Annotated in this window: 25 protein-coding genes; 18 read left to right on the top strand and 7 right to left on the bottom strand. The window is 45.5% G+C overall.

Translation table 11 applies throughout. The features are described from left to right. The 6 genes from G9G57_RS11360 to G9G57_RS11385 all read left to right on the top strand — a co-directional run bounded on the left by G9G57_RS11360 (position 1) and on the right by G9G57_RS11385 (position 5,318). Positions 1–870 (top strand): CheR family methyltransferase, encoded by an 870-nt coding sequence (locus G9G57_RS11360; protein WP_016820280.1) that lies wholly within the window; start codon positions 1–3, stop codon positions 868–870. A gap of 19 nt (positions 871–889) precedes the next feature. Then, positions 890–2,560 carry a response regulator gene (locus tag G9G57_RS11365; protein ID WP_164964951.1) on the top strand — a complete coding sequence of 557 codons (1,671 nt, stop codon included), beginning with the start codon at positions 890–892 and terminating at the stop codon, positions 2,558–2,560. Between the two features lie 100 nt (positions 2,561–2,660). After that, entirely contained in the window at positions 2,661–2,999 is a 339-nt protein-coding gene (locus tag G9G57_RS11370) for an STAS domain-containing protein (RefSeq protein WP_013373043.1), read from the top strand. Positions 3,000–3,017: 18 nt separating this feature from the next. Beyond that, the gene (gene rsbW, locus G9G57_RS11375) at positions 3,018–3,470 is read left to right on the top strand and encodes an anti-sigma B factor RsbW (RefSeq protein ID WP_016820278.1); all 453 of its coding nucleotides are present in this window, start codon (positions 3,018–3,020) and stop codon (positions 3,468–3,470) included. Then, entirely contained in the window at positions 3,467–4,240 is a 774-nt protein-coding gene (locus tag G9G57_RS11380; RefSeq protein WP_013373041.1) for a sigma-70 family RNA polymerase sigma factor, read from the top strand. Before rsbW ends, G9G57_RS11380 begins: the two co-directional genes overlap by 4 nt. A gap of 118 nt (positions 4,241–4,358) precedes the next feature. Next, complete coding sequence (locus G9G57_RS11385) at positions 4,359–5,318, top strand: magnesium transporter CorA family protein (protein WP_016820277.1); 960 nt, start codon at positions 4,359–4,361, stop codon at positions 5,316–5,318. A 114-nt stretch (positions 5,319–5,432) separates the two neighbouring features. On the opposite strand, the gene G9G57_RS11390 is transcribed toward G9G57_RS11385, so the two are convergent. From G9G57_RS11390 to G9G57_RS11405, 4 genes are all read right to left on the bottom strand, one after another. Then, positions 5,433–5,903 carry a DUF5665 domain-containing protein gene (locus G9G57_RS11390; protein WP_017425948.1) on the bottom strand — a complete coding sequence of 157 codons (471 nt, stop codon included), beginning with the start codon at positions 5,901–5,903 and terminating at the stop codon, positions 5,433–5,435. Positions 5,904–5,998: 95 nt separating this feature from the next. After that, complete coding sequence (locus G9G57_RS11395; RefSeq protein ID WP_016820275.1) at positions 5,999–6,400, bottom strand: YtxH domain-containing protein; 402 nt, start codon at positions 6,398–6,400, stop codon at positions 5,999–6,001. 42 nt (positions 6,401–6,442) lie between these two features. Further along, a complete protein-coding gene (locus G9G57_RS11400) occupies positions 6,443–6,700 on the bottom strand; it encodes a GlsB/YeaQ/YmgE family stress response membrane protein (protein WP_039276219.1) in 258 nt (85 codons plus the stop codon). 164 nt (positions 6,701–6,864) lie between these two features. Continuing rightward, complete coding sequence (locus tag G9G57_RS11405; RefSeq protein WP_164964952.1) at positions 6,865–7,554, bottom strand: phosphatase PAP2 family protein; 690 nt, start codon at positions 7,552–7,554, stop codon at positions 6,865–6,867. A gap of 233 nt (positions 7,555–7,787) precedes the next feature. Here G9G57_RS11405 and G9G57_RS11410 point away from each other — a divergent pair, with 233 nt between their 5' ends. Further along, on the top strand, positions 7,788–8,507 hold the full coding sequence (locus tag G9G57_RS11410) for a pirin family protein (protein WP_016820272.1): 720 nt from the start codon (positions 7,788–7,790) through the stop codon (positions 8,505–8,507). A gap of 158 nt (positions 8,508–8,665) precedes the next feature. On the opposite strand, the gene G9G57_RS11415 is transcribed toward G9G57_RS11410, so the two are convergent. Continuing rightward, complete coding sequence (locus G9G57_RS11415) at positions 8,666–8,893, bottom strand: DUF1128 domain-containing protein (RefSeq protein ID WP_013373034.1); 228 nt, start codon at positions 8,891–8,893, stop codon at positions 8,666–8,668. 120 nt (positions 8,894–9,013) lie between these two features. Here G9G57_RS11415 and yyaC point away from each other — a divergent pair, with 120 nt between their 5' ends. Both yyaC and G9G57_RS11425 read left to right on the top strand, forming a co-directional pair. Beyond that, positions 9,014–9,604 (top strand): spore protease YyaC, encoded by a 591-nt coding sequence (gene yyaC / locus G9G57_RS11420; protein WP_016820271.1) that lies wholly within the window; start codon positions 9,014–9,016, stop codon positions 9,602–9,604. An 88-nt stretch (positions 9,605–9,692) separates the two neighbouring features. After that, on the top strand, positions 9,693–10,487 hold the full coding sequence (locus G9G57_RS11425) for an alpha/beta fold hydrolase (protein ID WP_113050991.1): 795 nt from the start codon (positions 9,693–9,695) through the stop codon (positions 10,485–10,487). 100 nt (positions 10,488–10,587) lie between these two features. On the opposite strand, the gene G9G57_RS11430 is transcribed toward G9G57_RS11425, so the two are convergent. Further along, the gene (locus tag G9G57_RS11430) at positions 10,588–11,154 is read right to left on the bottom strand and encodes a pyridoxamine 5'-phosphate oxidase family protein (RefSeq protein WP_016820269.1); all 567 of its coding nucleotides are present in this window, start codon (positions 11,152–11,154) and stop codon (positions 10,588–10,590) included. 395 nt (positions 11,155–11,549) lie between these two features. Between G9G57_RS11430 and G9G57_RS11435 the strand changes: the two genes are divergently transcribed. Together G9G57_RS11435 and G9G57_RS11440 are read left to right on the top strand one after the other, a co-directional pair. After that, complete coding sequence (locus G9G57_RS11435) at positions 11,550–12,206, top strand: DUF6483 family protein (protein ID WP_016820268.1); 657 nt, start codon at positions 11,550–11,552, stop codon at positions 12,204–12,206. After that, positions 12,193–13,407, top strand: a complete 1,215-nt coding sequence (locus G9G57_RS11440; protein WP_113050990.1) for a class I SAM-dependent methyltransferase — start codon at positions 12,193–12,195, stop codon at positions 13,405–13,407. The genes G9G57_RS11435 and G9G57_RS11440 overlap by 14 nt, the downstream gene beginning before the upstream one ends. Before the next feature lie 80 nt (positions 13,408–13,487). On the opposite strand, the gene G9G57_RS11445 is transcribed toward G9G57_RS11440, so the two are convergent. Further along, positions 13,488–13,811, bottom strand: a complete 324-nt coding sequence (locus G9G57_RS11445) for a hypothetical protein (protein ID WP_017425943.1) — start codon at positions 13,809–13,811, stop codon at positions 13,488–13,490. A 145-nt stretch (positions 13,812–13,956) separates the two neighbouring features. Between G9G57_RS11445 and G9G57_RS11450 the strand changes: the two genes are divergently transcribed. The 7 genes from G9G57_RS11450 to gatA all read left to right on the top strand — a co-directional run bounded on the left by G9G57_RS11450 (position 13,957) and on the right by gatA (position 18,760). Further along, positions 13,957–14,571, top strand: a complete 615-nt coding sequence (locus G9G57_RS11450; protein ID WP_025675429.1) for a DedA family protein — start codon at positions 13,957–13,959, stop codon at positions 14,569–14,571. A 1-nt stretch (position 14,572) separates the two neighbouring features. Next, entirely contained in the window at positions 14,573–15,142 is a 570-nt protein-coding gene (locus tag G9G57_RS11455; RefSeq protein WP_016820264.1) for a thioredoxin family protein, read from the top strand. Positions 15,143–15,145: 3 nt separating this feature from the next. Continuing rightward, positions 15,146–15,775 carry an MBL fold metallo-hydrolase gene (locus G9G57_RS11460; RefSeq protein ID WP_016820263.1) on the top strand — a complete coding sequence of 210 codons (630 nt, stop codon included), beginning with the start codon at positions 15,146–15,148 and terminating at the stop codon, positions 15,773–15,775. A gap of 243 nt (positions 15,776–16,018) precedes the next feature. Beyond that, positions 16,019–16,228, top strand: coding sequence for a hypothetical protein (locus G9G57_RS11465; RefSeq protein WP_031462226.1), 210 nt, complete (start codon positions 16,019–16,021; stop codon positions 16,226–16,228). Between the two features lie 80 nt (positions 16,229–16,308). After that, positions 16,309–16,695, top strand: coding sequence for a hypothetical protein (locus G9G57_RS11470; RefSeq protein ID WP_016324719.1), 387 nt, complete (start codon positions 16,309–16,311; stop codon positions 16,693–16,695). Positions 16,696–16,987: 292 nt separating this feature from the next. Next, positions 16,988–17,275, top strand: a complete 288-nt coding sequence (gene gatC / locus G9G57_RS11475) for an Asp-tRNA(Asn)/Glu-tRNA(Gln) amidotransferase subunit GatC (RefSeq protein WP_016820261.1) — start codon at positions 16,988–16,990, stop codon at positions 17,273–17,275. Positions 17,276–17,302: 27 nt separating this feature from the next. After that, positions 17,303–18,760 (top strand): Asp-tRNA(Asn)/Glu-tRNA(Gln) amidotransferase subunit GatA, encoded by a 1,458-nt coding sequence (gatA, locus tag G9G57_RS11480; RefSeq protein ID WP_016820260.1) that lies wholly within the window; start codon positions 17,303–17,305, stop codon positions 18,758–18,760. The last annotated feature ends 20 nt before the right edge of the window (positions 18,761–18,780 follow it).

An 18,780-nucleotide genomic window follows, 5' to 3' on the forward strand; every position in this document is an offset into this window, starting at 1 on the left:
ATGACATCGAAGGATATGGCGGATAATGCTGCTAATGAAGTGAAATCGAATGACAATGAGCGGGAAATGATTGAGATTGAGCTGTTGCTGGAAGGTATACATCGGCTGTACGGCTACGATTTTCGTAATTACGCTCTGCCTTCGATCAAGCGGCGTATTTATTATCATGCGCAGTCCGAGAATGTAAGTACGATATCAGGACTTCAGGAGAAGGTGCTGCATGATCGCAGTGCCTTCGATAGACTGGTACAGAGTCTTTCTATTCCGGTGACCGAGATGTTTCGCGATCCGGAGCTGTTTCTAATTTTCAGGCAAAAAATTATTCCTATTTTACGAACGTATCCGTATATCCGAATATGGCATGCAGGTTGCTCCACAGGTGAGGAAGTATATTCAATGGCAATCTTGCTGCATGAGGAAGGCTTATATGATAAGGCCCGTATTTATGCGACGGATATGAATAACCTGTCTTTACAGCAAGCGAAAGAAGGCGTATATGGGATCGACCGAATGAAGCTGTATACCAAAAATTATTTGGAATCTGGGGGCACACAATCGTTCTCTGAATATTATACAGCCAAGTATGATTCGGTGATGTTTCATCCCTTTTTACGAAAAAATATTATTTTTGCTGAGCACAATTTAGCGACAGACCGGTCTTTTAACGAGTTCAATGTGATTTTTTGCCGGAATGTTATGATCTACTTCAACGATGAACTTCGCAACCATGTACATGGGTTGTTTTATGATAGCTTGAGTCATTTTGGTGTGTTGGTGCTTGGGGCCAAGGAATCCATACATTTCACCGATTATAGTGATTCCTACGAGCCGCTGGACCGGGTAGAGAAAATATACCGGAAGATTAAATAGAGATGCTTAGGAGGATTCCATGGGGCTTCATGAACCGATTCATATATTGCTGGTAGATGACAGACCTGAGAACCTGCTCGCTCTTGAGGCAGTGCTGGAGAGTGAACAATATAATCTGGTAAAGGCCACATCAGGGGAAGAAGCGTTGCGATGTCTATTAAAAGACGAATTTGCACTTGTTGTCCTCGATGTGCAAATGCCGGGTATGGATGGAATTGAGACCGCAAAGCTAATCAAGGCCAGAGAGAAGACGAAGGATATTCCGATTATCTTCATTTCAGCTAACAGCAAGGAAGCGGAGCATTTGTTTGCGGGATACTCAGCGGGCGGTATTGATTATATGGTGAAGCCGTTCATCCCTCAAATTCTCAAGTCCAAAATTGAAGGCTTCGTACAAATGTATCTGACAAACAAGCGCTTGAAAACACAGTCCATGCTGCTTCATCAGAAGACGCAGGAGCTGGAAAAGATGAACAGCGAACTGATTGCCGCCAAGGAGGCGGCAGAGATTGCTGCCAATGCCAAAACCGAATTTTTGGCAATGATGAGCCATGAGATTCGCACACCTATGAACGGTGTCATTGGTATGATTGATCTGCTGATGGAGACAGAGCTGCAAAACGATCAACAGGAATATGCCGATATCATCCGCCGCAGTGCAGACGCGCTGGTCGCGGTCATTAATGATATTCTGGACTTTACCAAGCTGGAGTCAGGCAAGATGGAGGTTGAGGAATATCCATTTGATTTGGTTTCCTGTATCAAGGAAGTTTTCAGCCTGTTTACGGTAGAGGTGAACCGCAAGAATTTGGAGCTGGTTTATTTTCTCGATGAACAGTTGCCTCCCGTGTTATATGGAGATATGGGCAGATTGCGTCAAGTACTGATTAACTTGGTGTCCAATGCCGTCAAATTTACAGACCAAGGCGGGGTATATGTCTTCGCATCGGTTAAAGAGCGTAGCGACAATGGGCTTACGGTTGAGTTTTCTGTAAAAGATACAGGGATTGGTATTGATCCTGCCAAGGTTGGAAGGCTATTTCACCCTTTTTCCCAACTGGATTCTTCAATGACACGCAAATATGGTGGAACAGGTCTAGGACTCGCTATTTGCAAAACCTTAGTGAATATGATGGGCGGAGATATCCGTGTGGATACGAGTGGAGAACAGGGTGTGACGTTTCATTTTACAATGAAGCTTGGCTTTGCCAAGGAAAATGAACTGGAGGGGGAGTCCAGCCACGATTGGGAAATTCCACAACAGGAGCCCCAAACCCGTAGACCTGTACTGGTTGTGGATGACCATCCCATCAACCAGAAGCTGATGGTCAATATACTGGATAAGCTTGGTTTGGCTTCAGACGTGGCAGCAGATGGGCAACAGGCGCTTGATATGGTCACTGCGAATCAGGATTACGATTATATCTTTATGGACTTGCAGATGCCTGTAATGGACGGCCTGGAGTGTACGGGTAGAGTACGTGAACAGTTGGCGGGGAGATCTCAACCTGCGATCATCGCTATGACGGCTAACGTCATGGAGGGAATTCAGCCCCGATGTATTGAAGCTGGAATGAACGATTACATTAGTAAGCCCGTTAAAATCAGCAGTGTAAAACAGGCGTTGCTCCGGCATTCTCCAGACCATTTTCAAATGCAGCCAGGTAAAGATCGAATCAATGAAGCTTAGCTGGTGTTATTTGACAGGTGTATAAAAAGTTATAACGTGATTCAAACGCTCGTATATTGGGTTAGTATGTAGGGAAATCTTTTTTTGGGAGAGTAGGCCTATGAATACAAATAAAAATGAGAAGTTCAATGCGATCACAGAAACAGCTGATGGTGTAAATACCGTGTATCTGAGTGGAGAATTAGACCTTTCGGTAGCACCTGATTTCCGTCTGGTCATGGAGCCTTTAGTGGGGGAATCCAGCCAGGATTTGATTGTTAACTTGAGAGACCTTAAATACATTGACAGCACAGGCATTGGTATTTTGCTATCCATTTTAAAAGCAAGGCATGGGATGGAGTCCCGGTTTACGGTTCAAGAGGTACCGCCTCAGATTCAAAAACTGTTTGATATGACCGGTATTGCCAAATTCTTTGCCCCCCAGGAGAATTCCCAATAGGAAAGGAAAGAAAAAGAAATGAATGCTCAAATTCAAAAAGTAGTTCTTAATTTGCCGGCCACAGCTGACTTTGTTGATATTGTAAGATTAAATTTATATGGTATTGCCGCTAAAATGGGATTCTCTTATGAGGATATCGAAGACATGAAAGTGGCTGTATCGGAAGCCTGTAATAACTCTGTCCTTTATGCATATGGTCATGAGGGAGGAGTCGTGGAAGTAACATTCGAATTTGACGAAGCTTCGTTGTCCATTCGTGTCAAAGATGAAGGGGAGAGCTTTGAACGTGTGGAGGACCCGTCTCGTATCGCATCCTTGCATGACAAGGAGTTAAATGATGCGCAAATCGGCGGATTAGGCTTTTATCTCATGCAGGCGCTTATGGACGATGTTCAAATCTTGAATGAGACAGGAAAAGGTACGGAAGTGGTGTTGGTAAAGCGTCTGACCAGAAGTGAGGAAAGAGTATGAATGAAAAGGTAACTCCCCCGGAGTCGATGGATGAAGCCGTTGGTCTAATCTGGGAGTACCAGCAAACCAAAGATAACGAAATTGCTACCGTGCTGATCCGCAAGTATGAGCCTATGGTCAAGATGGCTGCCGGGAAGATATCCCGTAACCGCCCGGACTTATACGAGGATTTATATCAGACCGGTCAGATGGCTTTGATACGTCTGCTCCAGCAATACGATATCAGCTTGGGTATCCCATTTGAGCCGTACGCTATGAAAAGTATGCTGGGACATATGAAGAATTATTTACGCGATAAATCCTGGTACATACAGGTCCCTCGCCGTATCAAGGAAAAGGGAGCGCTTGTTCAACATGCGATTGATGAGCTGACCGTCAAATTAGAACGCTCACCCAATGTGAACGAGATTGCGGAGTATTTGGACCTTACCGTTGAGGAAACGATCGAGGTGCTTGCAGGTCGCGAATGCTACCACTATGTTTCACTGGACTCGCCATTATCCCAGGAAGAGAGTGCAGCTACGTTAGGTGAGCTTATTAGCTCAGATGCTAACGATTTTGACACGGTGGAAAAACGGATGGATCTTCAGCAGGCCTTAAGCCAACTGAAAGAGCAGGAACAGAAAGTGCTTCTTCTGGCATTTCAGGATGGTCAATCTCAACGTGCGATTGCGCAGACGTTGGGCGTATCGCAGATGAGCGTTTCCCGTATTCAGAAGCGGGCAACAGAAAAGTTGAAGCAGATTATGTCTAATTCCTCTATTTCATGACAAGATCGCTGAATTCATGGCTTATAATATTTGACGTCCCATCGTAAGGACACGTTATTCCAATTAGGGAAGCGTGTCCTTTTTATAAAGCGGAAAAAACAAAGAAAGGATGGAATCCATGACAGCATTTGAACAGATTTCTACCTTTCGTGGAGGATGGGAATGGTGGGACATCTGTGCTGCGGACTGGCAGGATTCGGTCATACAGCACTTGAAGGAGAAGCTCCCAGAGGCCGCAGAGTGGCTGGATAAGGTAGAGGACATTCCATCCAGCTTTATTTCTGTACGCTTTCCAGATGGCAATCAGCCGTTGATGTGCGGATCGTTGATCTACTCCGTTCAAGAAGAGATCGACAGTCAGCGCAATTGCAACAAGTTTTATTTTCTAGTTCTAAACCAGAAGCTAGTGACCTTAAATTTGGACCAAAATACCCGCGAAATTATGCATACCCCAGAACGCCAAACCATGCTGCAACAGTGTGAGGATGCGGCTGATGGCATGTTCGTATTGGCGAGAGCTGTGCTTCATTATTTTCATACGGGAATGGATAAGTTTGAGATCAACCTGAGAAGACTGGAAGAGGACATGGAGAAAAGGAACGCACGTACGCTGATGGATTCTATATTGAATGCGCGTTTCGAGCTGTTGTATTGGAGCAATATGTTCATCCCTTTTTCAGAGCTGGTCACGGCTTCCCGCGAAGCCTATCTGGATAAGCTGGAGGAAAATCGCTTTTTTAAGCAGTTACTGTACCGTGTGACTCGGATGGAGGGACTATTCCGCCATTATGAGAAGGAAATCGACACACTAATCTCCATTGATGACGCCATTTCCGCATTTAGGGGCAATGAGATTACGAAGACACTCACGATCGTGACCGCTGTATTTACGCCGGCCACTGTAGTGGGCGCTATCTGGGGCATGAACTTTGAAAATCTGCCTTGGATCAAAACAGGCTGGGGTTTTACCTTCGTGATTATGGCTACTCTGTTAAGTATGGCGGGGATGTACGGCTGGCTGATGATGAAGGGATGGACAGGAGATTTATTAAAAACAAACAAGCGTAACAAATTGTAGCGGCTACTTACGGCAGTTACAATGTGCATTCAAAAAACGATCCATCACAACCGGGGGCATTTTAGGAGCTCATTACCGGTTCGATGGATCGTTTTTATATGAGATAGAAGACAATCACTTAGTACCTTGGCTCATTTTGATATATCCTAACAACTCGGCGATAAAATCTCCGATGACTGGAAGATTTAACTGCACCAGGAAGCTAAGCAACCAAGCGAGTAAGGCGAGTACGACCACTGTACCCAGTGTAAGGCCAAGACCCCTTGAAATCCCAGCCGTCAGATTACTAATAATTCTTCTTTTCGTACTGGAGTAGTTCTCTATAATATCTTTGAATTCTGCTTTTTCTAATGTATCTGCGATTTGATCTAGACGTTTGTTAAGCCGCTTGACCTCATGGCGTAGCTCAAAAGGATGTTCATCCACATCAAAATCTCTTTCATGATCATGCTTTTTAACATGAGTAGGTGAGGTCTGCTTGGATGAAACCTTGTCTGGTTGATCTTGTGTCTGTAGGGGGTGAAAGGTTCTCTTGTTGTTCCGAGCAAGATCATCTCCATAGGAGCTTGGTTTGTTCATTGTCATCCCAGCCTTTCTATCATTTAAAAACAGCCAGCTTCTTGCATGCTGGCTGTTCAGTGTTTGGAGCTCATTTTGGTTGTAATCGGAATGTATTCGTATTAGGAATTTGCATTTAATTGCTTCTGAGTGTCCTTGGCTGCCTGAGCAGTTGCATCCATAACTTCTTTATCTGCTTTAGCCGCTTCATTAGCAACATCCGCAGAGGCTTTAGTTACGCTGGATACGATGTTGTCTTTGCTCTCGGCTACCGTTTTGGCTACATCTGCTGTTTTGGTAGAAACGGTTTTGGCCAAATCCGTCGCTTTACTGCTGACTACGGATGCAACATCCTTGGTTTTATCGGAGACAACAGTCATCTTTTCGGACAGATCGCTACGCAAATCGCGGCCTGGCTTTGGAGCGAATAGCAGGGCTGCCGCAGCACCAATCAAACCTCCAATGAATAAACCCTTTGCAAAACCTGAAGTGCTTGCCATATTTTGATTGTCAATGTTACTCATGATATATCACTCCTTTTATAGAATAAAAAATATATATAAATGTTAGGTAGCCCTTCTTAATAGCTTGGACACAAGTCCGAGCAAGAACACGAACAATGCGGTTCCAAGTATGGCTGGAATGACTGCAAAATCTCCGATGACTGGACCCCAGTCTCCTAGAATCATGGCACCGAGCCAAGCTCCTACAAAGCCAGCAATCATAGAGCCCGCAATGCCGCCAGGCATTTCATGACCAGCCAGTGCATCGCCAATCAATCCGATAATAATAGCCATTACAATACTTAGGACAATTCCCCACACAAGGATCGCCTCCTTTATCCTGAGTTCACACAACGATAATGTTTTTGATGAATGCTGAGCTTTCGTTATTTCTTCGCCTTGCTTACTTCGTATATAAACGTTGTAACCCTGAGTGAAACAAAAAACCATCTTAGAGCGCTTTATGGGCGGGGGAGAGAGGAAGGTTAGGAACCCCACAGACGCGCTCGCCAATAGACCACGGGAACGGTAAATATCAGCCAGATCATACCTGCAATATAGCCACCTACAATGTCGGTAGGAAAATGAACTCCTAAATATACACGGCTGAGGCCAATCAAGAGAATGAGCAATGCACCAAGAACACACGGAAGGAAGAATGTACGCTTATGAACCTTTCGTTCTATAGCCCAAATGGCAAATATCATTCCGTAAAATCCCATGGAAATCATCGCATGACCGCTGGGAAAACTGTAACCTCCTGCTTCAACCAAATGTTGAAGAGACGGGCGTTCCCGTTGTAAAAATTCTTTTATGATCGTATTTAGCACCCACATCGCCGTAAAGCTGCTTAGGATGGCAAAGGAATACGCTTTTGAGCGGAGATAGACCCAGCACAAGATTGCGGTACCGATTGCTATCAGTAATGATATGCGGAATGAGCCTAACGATGTAATGAATATAGCGACGGGAAGCAGTCGGTAATGAGCAGCAGCCGTGTTCGGAAAAACAATATCTTGAATGCGCTCATCCCAATATAGAAAAGGAGCTGTGCCAATCCATCTTACTGAATAGGCAATGAGAAGTAAGACAGCGATCATGATCATAGATGCGGATAGACTGCGACGCAAATAGCTTGGTAAGAATCGGAATCGTTGAGGTTCTTGGGATAGCATATGTAGTAAATCGCCTCCTTATGGCTGTGATAGATTCATTTTGTGTACTATATAACTTAACGAATAATGAACGGGAGAGCAAAACCTGACAGAGACAATAGGCTGATTGACGCATATAAGTGCGGGGTAAAGGGATCGTATTACAGCGTTTGTCAATGCCAGGGCCGGAAGTGGATTAGGAATCACGAAGTAAGGGCTGCTTTACGGAACTGGAATCCATGGAGGTGTTAAGGATGATTAAAATAGTGACATCAGCAGAGAGACATACCTCAAATAAGGGATGGATTCATAGTGAATTTAGCTTTTCGTTTGCAGATTATGAAGATCCGAGCAATGCCCATTTTGGATGTATGCTAGCCCATAATGATAATGAGCTTAAACCGCAGCAAGGGTTCAAAAGACATCCGCATCATGATTTGGAAATCGTCACCTATGTAATTGAAGGCCTTTTGCATCATAGCGACAGCTTGGGCCACGAACAGGATCTGAAAAGCGGCTCGATTCAGGTTATGAGTGCAGGCACTGGGATTGAACATGAGGAGCGAAATCCTGGGGATGAAAAACCGGTTCGTTTTTTGCAAATGTGGTTTCTACCCGAGAGTCCTGGTCTTCAGCCTTCTTATCAGGTACAAAGATTCAAGCACAGTGAACGCCTAAATCGACTTCAGCCCGTAGTGTCTGGTTCAGAGGTGGAGGGAGCGCTGTCGATTGCACAGGATATAAATCTGTATCTGAGCAGATTGGAAAAGGGACAGCAGCTTGAATATCCTCAGCAAGAAGAGCGCCGCACTCACATTTATATCATTAGCGGTCATGTCGAAGTTACGTGTCAGGATGGGGAATTTCAGTTAAAACCTGGCGATGCCGCGCGAATTCAGAATAACTGTACATTAAAGATACTAGCTACAGGGAATGAGGAAGTATCTGAACTGGTATTAGTAGATTTGCCTTGAAGCATCCATGCGTAAAGAAAGAAGTGGATGAAAATACGTATATGCATCAAAAAAATAAAGCTCGTATCCCTTGCGCGTCTGTTAAGACGACCGGAGATACGAGCTTTATTTGTGGTGACAAACTTAAAATAGCCAAGCTGTCTGTCCTACAAGCTGATTTACGAGGACTTACGCAATCTACCCAGTTCGGAGACAATGGCTTCAACCTCTGAAATGCTGAGGTTAGGCTTGCTGATTACCATATCGTAGACATCATGGATGTCCTCGTATTGCTCTAGCGAGAAAGCGGAAGCCTGCATAGCAGCACCACTCGCCATACGAAGCTTGGTTTTAATGCCCTCAATCATATACTCAATGTTGGCATGAGACGGTACAGACAAATCCATCGTTAATGTTCCATCCTTTCATAACAGGGGAAGTTGCCTGTATTGTATCATGTTTTTGTTGTAGAATGTACTGATAGCCAGATTACCGATATACAACTGAATGAAGGAGGATGGACAAAGTTGTCTTTGTATAATCGAGCTTCCACATCTGGTCGCTCGCCCGTAGAATCTAATGTAGAGAAAACAGATCGCGACGGACTCGCACCGTTTTTCCGAGAAATTCAACATCAGCACGCTATAGATAAGTTGACTTTTGTATGTATCGGTACAGATCGCTCGTCGGGTGACTCACTCGGGCCACTGGTAGGCACCATGCTCAAGGAGCAAGGCTTTCCGCATGTGATTGGCACCATGACGGAGCCTTGTGATGCGGATCATCTGGTTTCATACTTGGAGCGTATTCCCCAAGATCATCATGTGATCGCCATCGATGCTTGTCTTGGACAGCATGGCTCAACGGGAATGTTCCTTGTTGCCCGTGAACCGCTAACCCCTGCGCGATCGGTCGGGCTGTCTCTGCCGTCCGTCGGGCATTATAGCGTGGCAGCGATTGTGAATGAGCGCAGTCCCAAACCGTACTGGACACTCCAGATGACATCGCTTCACCTGGTCATGACGATGGCTGCATATATTGCAGATGCAGCGGCTTGTGAATTTGGATTAAAAACAGCTTCGCAAGATTTTCCAGCGGGCTACCGTTTCAGATATTGATGGTCTGCTTAATAATATACATCAGCATGTTCTACTCACTAATATATTCAGAACCAATAGATTATATACAGAGAAGGAAGGGTTCCACATGGAAAAGGTATTATGCGAAGGAACGACGATCTGCTATGCCGAACAAGGAAAAGGAGATCCGATCATTCTGTTGCACGGATTTTGCGGAAGCTCCTCCTATTGGGATGAGGTTGTTCCCTTGCTATCCCCAAGCTATCGTTGTATTGTTCCAGACTTGCGTGGACACGGACGCAGCGATGCTCCACTCGGAGCCTATACGATTGATCAAATGGCAGACGATGTGCTTAAACTTCAGGAACAATTGGACATTCCTCAGACTGCATGGTTTGGTCACTCCCTAGGAGGCTACTTGGCCCTTTCCGCGGCCCAGAGACATGCAGAGCGTCTTACGGCCTTTGGATTGATTCATTCGACGGCTTATGCAGATACGGACGAAGGTAAAGAAAAGCGGAACAAGGCTGTATCCACCATTCAAACGGAAGGAATTACAACCTTTGTAGATGGACTCGTACCGGGGTTGTTTGCTCCTGAACATGTGGAGTCGATGCCAAACCAACTACTCAAAGTCAAAGAAATTGGTTACAAAACACCTCCACAAGGAGCCGTAGGAGCATCACTGGCTATGCGCGAGCGCCCGGACCGTCGGGATGTGCTGTCGGCTTCTGCATTGCCAGCTCTTTTAGTAGCAGGGGAGCAGGATCAGGCGGTTCCTCCAGCCCGGACGTTTACAACAGATCGGGCCGGAGTAACTCAGGTTACCCTACCGCAGTCTGGACATATGAGCTTGTTCGAAGCACCACAGTTATTAGCGAATGCCATCTTGTCATTTTTGGACCAGAACTTGAAAAAGTAGAGTAGGGTAAGTCTAAAAACCGGAACCTTCTGATGTGGTAACAGAAGAGATCCGGTTTTTTGCTGACTTGTTGCTTCATATCGGTTGATGTGTAAAATGCCTAAGTCATATTGTTTTTGTTCAAGGCAAACGCTGTCGGCAAACCGTCAATACTTTCTAAATTTTTTTCGTATGCATACTTTTTAAGTGCTTCTTCGCCCATCTGAATCGCTACGTCCTTCAGCTTTTCCCGTTCGCTCGTGTAAGTCATGAAGGGAACTGCAAAACCACATGAATGTTGCACCATATGAACATCTACAACAATGATTTGTCTTGCTCCAGGCAGTGGATTGAAGAGAGGATACAGCTCATTCCAACGCTTTGTGTTGGGCAGCACGACTGTGCCAGTACCAAAGAGCCTTAATACACAGGGCTCGCCTTCAAATGCACAGAACATGATGGTTACCCGTCCGTTCTCTATAATGTGTGCGCTTGTCTCGTTGCCACTTCCCGACAAGTCGAGATAGGCTACCTTATGATCTGACAATATACGAAAAGAATTATATCCCTTGGGGGAAATATTCACATGCCCCGTCTCAGATACAGGTGCTGATCCTACAAAGAAAATATGTTGTCGCTGTATGAACTCCTTATATTCCGGTAGTATCGAACTAAATTGTTTTCCCATACTTCAACATCCTTCCTGTAATTAATGCACAATTTTGTTTCTTGCGAAAATAAATATTATATTTTATTTTGTGATTTAATGCATTACAACGATTATTTTTGTTTCTTATGAAACAAAAATAACATGAGGCTAACGGAGAATCAATATCAAATTTTCGAATACTTGTATTTGAAGTTGATTACATGACCGGCTACAAAACATTGTGCTACCCAAATGTTACGTGTCATACGTGATTTTCTGAGTGCCGGATCATTGATGCTATAAATGATTTGTAATTGTACTAAATAGGATTACGCCATGATGGCGGCATTTGGCTTTTAGACAAGGATGTCTTACAATCAGAAGGGACAGGGTTGCTGGTTCTCTAGGCATCAGGATGAAAGGAAGGGAACGGCTTGCTTAGAAAAGATTATTTGCTTAGTATGATGGAAGAATTGACATCAGCAGTAGCATCAGTGCTCGGTCTGAGGCGTGAAAATAAACACGTCGAAGCGCTAAAACAGCTAGATGACCTACTCAACAAGCAGTTTCGCCTTCGTTCAGATTTGCTCAGACGATTGCCGCCAGAACAAATTATTGAGCTTTTCCGAATGGGCCCTGGGATGGAAGCGGATGAGCTTCAGCAAGTGGCTCGCATTCTGGAAGAAGAAGCTGTTATATACATGGAGACCAGCAGAATAGACGAGGGCATACGAATTTTAATGAAATCTCTTCATTTATATTTGTACAGCGATCTGAATGGCGCGAATCGTGATCTACAGGTCCTGCCTGAACGAATAGCGTGTATCGTACAACTGGTTCATGAATATGAGCTTTCTCCTGAAACCAGCAAGCTACTGGCTGTTCATTATGAGCGGGAAAACAGACTGGACCAGGCCGCCGATGTCTGGTTTGGATTGGCATGGGAGCAGCCAGAGCTGGGATCGGAAGCAGAGGCATTTTACAGTCAGTTACTGGATAAGACCGATGCAGAGCTAGAGCGGGGTGGAATTTCACGCCGGGAAATCATCGAGGGTTTGTCCGAGATCACCCAATTACATGAAAGAAAGTGAGATGTACCTTTTGGATTCACTGCGCGAACTTGTATACCAATTGACCACGGGAGGCTCCCTCATAACAGCAACGCTGAGTCAGCTGCGCAAGCGTGAGGATGCTTCTTTTACTAAAGTGCAAATCAAACCTGTGGAATTGAAAAACAAACTGCATTACCAGTTTGCCTTTCATTACAGCAACAAAGTCATTCATGAAAATCTGACCCCTGACGAAGCTAATGAGCGCATGACTGCCTTGTTTGAGGACACATTCCGCCAAGGACTTCTATGTGCCAAGGATGCAGACTATCAGGTGCTGATCAGTAAAAAATATAAAGTATCCATTCTGACAAAGTCACCGAGCAAAAGTAAAGCCGATCTGTCTCATAATCGCAAAAAGCAATATGTGCTTGAGGAAGGAGAACGTATTCCTTTTCTGATTGAGCTGGGGATTATGAATGAGGACGGTAAGGTACTGGCCCGCAAATACGATAAATTCCGTCAAATCAACCGTTTTCTCGAAATGGTGCAGGATGTATTACCCAGCCTTCCGGTAGGCCGTCCATTGACGATTGTGGATTTTGGCTGTGGCAAGTCTTATTTGACCTTTGCCGTGTATCACTATTTGGCGGTACAGCAAAAACGACCTTTGCAGATTGTCGGTTTGGACTTAAAGGCAGATGTTATTGAAACCTGTAATGTTCTGGCGCAAAAGCTGCAATATCGACAGTTGGAGTTTCTGGTCGGAGATATCGCAGACTACAATGAATTGGAGCAGGTGGATATGGTCGTTACCTTGCATGCATGCGATACAGCAACAGATGCAGCGCTGGAAAAGGCTGTCCGCTGGGGAGCGTCTGTCATTTTATCAGTTCCGTGCTGCCAGCATGAGCTGTTTAGCCAACTGGAAAACCCGGTCTTGGAGCCTTTGCTCTCCCATGGCATTTTAAAGGAGCGTTTTTCTGCACTGGCAACGGATGGAATCCGGGCCAAGCTGCTGGATATGATGGGGTATCGGACACAGCTCTTGGAATTTATCGACATGGAGCACACACCTAAAAATATTCTGATTCGTGCTGTCAAAGGCCAAGCGGGAGAACGATCCGTTCTGTGGCGTGAGTACACAGCATTTCGGGATTTTATACATGCTGATCCTTATTTGGAACGTGCTTGTGCGGATTTGCTTCCCGAAGGAGCGGGGCAGAAGCAGACACACAGCTAAGAATATAGTGAAAGTGGAGCCACTGCGGGGTGGCTCCACTTTTTTGTAGATTACAGTTCATGGTTGCTGTACGCAAACCGCTACCCGCCATAGGCACTTCTAAAAGCGGTGCACAAGACATCGCGATCCACCTTCCACAATGCCGCGAGCTCCTCGCTGACATCTTCGTCCCACCAGTCGCACAGTAGTTTGCGATTGCTATGGTTTTCCGCAATCCAGATGAGGTGTCCGACGACCTTGCGGCAGTATAGCTCCTCGCCCTGCTTGACCAGATCAGGAGCAATGTGAACAGGCAGACGTTTGCAGGTTCGGTACAGCTCTTTGCAGCATGCGCGGCGGATCCCGCGAGCCGTGGGCAAACGGGATTGTGAATTGTCATGTTTGGGGAATTTGCCGGGAGGCATATTGTACCCCCTCCTCTCTCTCTCAACTTATGCGGGCAGAGGAGTTGGGGTCACTGACCGCCCTAATTGAGCGAAGTGGCGGCGTGTTCTGCCGCTGTGATACACTAATGAAAATAGAGAAACAGGCAGGGAGTGGGAAGAAGAAATGGACCATATATCTAGTATCATTAATTATTTGTTTGAGATCATTCGTAGTCTTGGGTATTTTGGTATTATGCTAGGCTTGATGGTGGAGGTCATTCCAAGTGAAATTGTCCTCGCTTACGGCGGTTTTTTAGTGTCCTCAGGTCATATTAATTTTTTTGGCGCAGTCGTGTTCGGAACGATTGGCGGGGTGCTGGCCCAACTGTTCATTTACTGGATTGGACGCTATGGCGGCAGACCTGTATTAGATAAGTATGGGAAATACATACTCATCAAAAAAAGCCATGTCGACCACGCTGAAGCCTGGTTTAATAAATACGGCACAGGAGTCATTTTCACAGCTCGCTTTATCCCTGTTGTTCGTCACGCGATCTCAATCCCTGCCGGGTTGGCTCGAATGAACGTATGGCGCTTTATTATTTTGACGACGCTGGCGATTATACCTTGGTCTGTTTTGTTTATATATTTAGGTATGGTACTGGGAGACAAGTGGGAGCAAATTGACGAAGTAGCGGCACCTTACATCAAGCCCATTTTGCTGGTTGCACTTGCACTCTTGATCATTTATTTTGTAATCAAATGGATTGTAGCCAAAAACAAAAAAGGAAGTGTATAACATGAGTCGTACTAACGTATCGCAATATTTCGGCAAGGGCTTGAGTCCTGAACAATTTATGGAGGGCATGGAAAAGAACAAAGAAGCCTTCCGCTCCGGATACGATCAGTTTGTGTGGAGCCGCGAAGAGGATCGGGAGTTTTTTGAAAGCCTGAACCATCGTGATGATCTGCGTGTGCTTATATTGGCTGCCGACTGGTGTGGGGATGTAGTACGCAATGTGCCAGTTGTGTTCCGTGCGCTGGAGAATAGCGGTATCCCAACCGAAGTATTGATTCTGGAAAATCATCAGGCGCTGATGGACGACTTCCTGACGATGGGCGGACGTGCTGTGCCGATTGTGATTTTTGCGGATACTGGGGGCCACGTACTGGGTCACTGGGGACCACGTCCTGCACATGTCCAACAAATTATGATCGAATTCAAACGTGAAAATCCAGATCGGGAAGCCGATGACTATCAAGAAAAAATCGCAGTTGCTCGCAAAGAAATGGCTGCAAAATATGGGGAGGGAACCGAGGTTCATCCTGTGATTGTTCAGGAATTACGCGAGCTGATCTCGGGATTTTAACTTATGACCTTATCCATTCGCAGCTTTAATCTGGGTCCACTTCAAACGAATGCTTATTTGCTTCAAGGGGATGATCCACAGCGCGCCGTTATTATTGATCCAGGAATGAATCCGGGACCTTTGCTGAGAGCGATTGAATCCCTGACCATTGAAGCTATCCTGCTGACCCATGCCCATTTTGACCATATTGGAGGAGTGGAGGAGATTCGCAATGCGAAAGGATGCCCGGTGTATCTGCACGCCTTGGAGCAAGACTGGCTCACATCTCCTAAGCTGAATGGCTCCCTGATGTGGCCAGAGGCTTCTCCACCGATCTCGACAGGACCTGCCGAATATGATTTGGCGGAAGGTCAGCAATTAAATCTAATCGGGCACACGTTCAAGGTGTTCCATACACCGGGGCATTCACCCGGAAGTGTTAGCTTCTTGTGTGGCAAAGATCTTTTCTCCGGGGATGTGCTATTCCGTCAGGGTGTCGGACGTACCGACCTGCCGGGGGGGCGGGAACGGGATTTGTACGATTCCATTCAGAATAAATTGTTTCCGCTTGGAGATGACGTTACGGTCTATTGTGGTCACGGACCCAAAACATCCATTGGTTATGAGAAAGCCAACAATCCGTATATCCGGTAAATTTGATAAACGTTAATTAATTGAGGCAAAATCAAAGAAGTGACAGGTTTTGCCTCAATTCGACAACAAAATATAAATTATGTATAGACAAAGGTTTTTATTTTTGTTAACATAAATTTATTGAAGTTACATACTAAACTCGCGAAGCACGCAAGCTGTGGATGAATCCCGGTTTGCGTTCTTTTTTTGCCCATTAAGAGGATAAAGAGGCATGAAGCCGTCAGATCACAAGGGGGAGCAAGAATGAAAAGAAAACATATATATGAGGTACACCGTGAGAAAGAAGGTAGTTTCCGTCTTCCCAAAATAGTAGATATTGAAGATGTTGTGGTAGGTTCCGAACCGAAGATCATAACTTGGAAAAAGGTGAAACGGCAGGGCGGAACCCCTACGCAAAACTGGCATATACGGCTTAATGAGCATAGATTTGGACGTGGAGACGGTCGATTATGAAGATACATAGATGATATAGACAAGCTACCTTTTTTTTAGTAGACTTAGCAGATAAGTTCAGACAAACGGGGGGGCTAACGATGCATCATTTAGGAGCTAGAATTATGATCGTCGCGGATGCTTTTGAGCAGAATCTTCCTGTGGGCGAACATGGTTATATCATTGCTTACGACCGTAATGCGGACAATGCTTTTGACTATGTCATTCGCGTACCGAAGGTGAATCGCAATTTTTTCGTACCATCCGGGGACATTGAGCTGGAAGAAAGTATTCTCAAGCTGGAAGCCGAGCGGATTGAGCGTGAAGCGCTGATAGATTACGCCCTTGCTACTCATAATGAGAAGCTGTTCAGACATGTGATGAACGGTGGTCATGATTCAGTAGAGACTGAGGAAGAAGAAACCGCGGCAGAATTGTTGTCACAGGCTGATTTTATTAAACAAGTTAATTTGCGTGCTTGGATATAGGACCGGCTGTTGCCGACTCTTTTTAACAATATATAATGGGCACGATTTCAGCTGCTATAGTTTTCTTGAAAGAGCACCGAGAGGTGCTTTTTTTATATTCTTTTAGTAACATTTACCTCATTGATGTACAGTCTGCTTCTGTACCGCGTCAAAGATTGAATTGTATAGGGTTCTATCCTATAATTAAAAACGTTATTTCAAAGTTCGGTGTAACATTTTTGATACCAGGATTTTGCAAAATCCGATTCCAGTCGCTTATTGGATTTTTATATATACATGAGGAGGGTTTAGAATGAACATTTCCAAGGAAGATGTCCGTCACGTAGCCAGGCTGTCCCGATTGAATTTGACCGAGACTGAGGAAGAAACCATGACAGGGCAATTAAACGCCATTCTCCATTATGCGGAGAAGCTGAATGAGCTGGATACGGAGCAGGTAAAACCGACCACTCATGTGCTGCACGTCAGCAATGTCATGCGAGACGACGAAGTTCGCGAAAGTTTGACGCATGAGCAAGTGATGCGTAATGCACCTGAAGAAGAAGATGGACAGTTTAAAGTTCCTGCTGTTCTGGAATAGATTTCACATTTGAAAGGAGGATGCAAATTGAGCTTGTTTAATAACACATTGCCGGAAATACATAACAAGCTGCATCAAAAGGAAATTTCCGTGAGTGATCTAGTGGGGCACGCTCTGGAGACAATTGATGCGCGGGAAGAGAAGATCAGGGCCTATATTACTGTCGACGAGGAACGGGCTCGGGCATCCGCACGTCAGCTGGATGATCAGCTGGTTTCGGGAGAGGAACGAGGGTTGTTGTTTGGTCTGCCGGTCGGTATTAAGGATAATATCGTGACGGAAGGGCTGCGCACAACATGTGGCAGTCAGTTTTTGAAAAATTTTGATCCTGTTTACGATGCCACAGTTGTCGGTAAGTTACGCGCAGCGCAAACGGTGACACTGGGTAAAATGAACATGGACGAATTCGCCATGGGTGGTTCGAACGAGAACTCCAGCTTTTTCCCTGCACGTAATCCTTGGGATTTAGAACGTGTTCCCGGCGGTTCCAGTGGCGGCTCGGCTGCAGCTGTTGCGGCAGGTGAAGCTTATTTCACGCTCGGTTCCGATACAGGTGGCTCCATTCGCCAGCCCGCTTCTTATTGCGGCGTAGTTGGCTTAAAACCAACCTATGGTCTGGTATCCCGTTTTGGACTGGTGGCTTTTGCTTCGTCTTTAGACCAAATCGGTCCGATTACAAAAAATGTTCAGGATTCAGCCTATGTCCTGCAAGCCATTGCAGGTTATGACCAGAAGGACTCCACTTCTGCGAAGGTAGACATTCCTGATTATTTGAACGCTTTAACCGGAGATGTGAAGGGACTTCGTATCGCTGTGCCTAAAGAGTATCTTGGTGAAGGCGTAGATCCACAGGTCAAGGAAAAGGTGCTTGATGCACTGAAAACACTGGAAGGATTGGGCGCTGTATGGGAAGAGGTATCTCTTCCGCACACGGAATATGCAGTTGCGACGTACTACCTACTGGCTTCATCTGAAGCATCGTCCAATCTGGCCCGCTTTGACGGCGTGCGCTATGGTGTACGCGCTGACAATCCGGATAATCTGCTCGATCTGTACCATCAGTCCCGTACGCAAGGGTTTGGTCCTGAGGTGAAGCGTCGGATTATGCTCGGTACCTATGCACTCAGCTCCGGGTACTACGATGCTTATTATTTGAAAGCTCAAAAAGTGCGCACACTGATCAAACAGGATTTTGATCGTATATTTGAACAATATGATGTGATTATCGGGCCTACTGCACCGACTACCGCGTTCAAAATCGGTTCCCAAGTAGACGACCCATTGACAATGTATTTGAACGATATTTTGACGATTCCGGTGAGTTTAGCTGGCGTGCCGGCGATCAGTATTCCTTGTGGTCTTGCAGATGGAATGCCAGTCGGACTACAAATTATCGGGAAAGCCTTTGACGAGTCTTCTGTACTGCGCGTAGCGCATGCATTCGAACAAAATACTGAATTTCACAAGCAGCGTCCGCAGCTGTAATTTGCCAAAAAGGAGGGAAC

The sequence above is a fragment of the Paenibacillus sp. EKM211P genome, from assembly GCF_011066175.1.
In the GTDB taxonomy this organism is placed as follows: Bacteria; Bacillota; Bacilli; order Paenibacillales; family Paenibacillaceae; genus Paenibacillus; species Paenibacillus polymyxa.

Bases quoted from the DNA above. Each gene is read 5' to 3' on its own strand.
- G9G57_RS11450 (WP_025675429.1), top strand. From the start codon at position 13,957: ATGGACCATATATCTAGTATCATTAATTATTTGTTTGAGATCATTCGT.
- G9G57_RS11415 (WP_013373034.1), bottom strand. From the start codon at position 8,893: ATGGATTTGTCTGTACCGTCTCATGCCAACATTGAGTATATGATTGAG.
- G9G57_RS11365 (WP_164964951.1), top strand. From the start codon at position 890: ATGGGGCTTCATGAACCGATTCATATATTGCTGGTAGATGACAGACCT.
- gatC (WP_016820261.1), top strand. From the start codon at position 16,988: ATGAACATTTCCAAGGAAGATGTCCGTCACGTAGCCAGGCTGTCCCGA.
- G9G57_RS11395 (WP_016820275.1), bottom strand. From the start codon at position 6,400: ATGAGTAACATTGACAATCAAAATATGGCAAGCACTTCAGGTTTTGCA.
- G9G57_RS11405 (WP_164964952.1), bottom strand. From the start codon at position 7,554: ATGCTATCCCAAGAACCTCAACGATTCCGATTCTTACCAAGCTATTTG.
- G9G57_RS11360 (WP_016820280.1), top strand. From the start codon at position 1: ATGACATCGAAGGATATGGCGGATAATGCTGCTAATGAAGTGAAATCG.
- G9G57_RS11410 (WP_016820272.1), top strand. From the start codon at position 7,788: ATGATTAAAATAGTGACATCAGCAGAGAGACATACCTCAAATAAGGGA.
- G9G57_RS11455 (WP_016820264.1), top strand. From the start codon at position 14,573: ATGAGTCGTACTAACGTATCGCAATATTTCGGCAAGGGCTTGAGTCCT.
- G9G57_RS11460 (WP_016820263.1), top strand. From the start codon at position 15,146: ATGACCTTATCCATTCGCAGCTTTAATCTGGGTCCACTTCAAACGAAT.
- G9G57_RS11380 (WP_013373041.1), top strand. From the start codon at position 3,467: ATGAATGAAAAGGTAACTCCCCCGGAGTCGATGGATGAAGCCGTTGGT.
- G9G57_RS11445 (WP_017425943.1), bottom strand. From the start codon at position 13,811: ATGCCTCCCGGCAAATTCCCCAAACATGACAATTCACAATCCCGTTTG.
- G9G57_RS11440 (WP_113050990.1), top strand. From the start codon at position 12,193: ATGAAAGAAAGTGAGATGTACCTTTTGGATTCACTGCGCGAACTTGTA.
- rsbW (WP_016820278.1), top strand. From the start codon at position 3,018: ATGAATGCTCAAATTCAAAAAGTAGTTCTTAATTTGCCGGCCACAGCT.
- G9G57_RS11385 (WP_016820277.1), top strand. From the start codon at position 4,359: ATGACAGCATTTGAACAGATTTCTACCTTTCGTGGAGGATGGGAATGG.
- G9G57_RS11470 (WP_016324719.1), top strand. From the start codon at position 16,309: ATGCATCATTTAGGAGCTAGAATTATGATCGTCGCGGATGCTTTTGAG.
- G9G57_RS11465 (WP_031462226.1), top strand. From the start codon at position 16,019: ATGAAAAGAAAACATATATATGAGGTACACCGTGAGAAAGAAGGTAGT.
- G9G57_RS11390 (WP_017425948.1), bottom strand. From the start codon at position 5,903: ATGACAATGAACAAACCAAGCTCCTATGGAGATGATCTTGCTCGGAAC.
- G9G57_RS11430 (WP_016820269.1), bottom strand. From the start codon at position 11,154: ATGGGAAAACAATTTAGTTCGATACTACCGGAATATAAGGAGTTCATA.
- G9G57_RS11370 (WP_013373043.1), top strand. From the start codon at position 2,661: ATGAATACAAATAAAAATGAGAAGTTCAATGCGATCACAGAAACAGCT.
- G9G57_RS11425 (WP_113050991.1), top strand. From the start codon at position 9,693: ATGGAAAAGGTATTATGCGAAGGAACGACGATCTGCTATGCCGAACAA.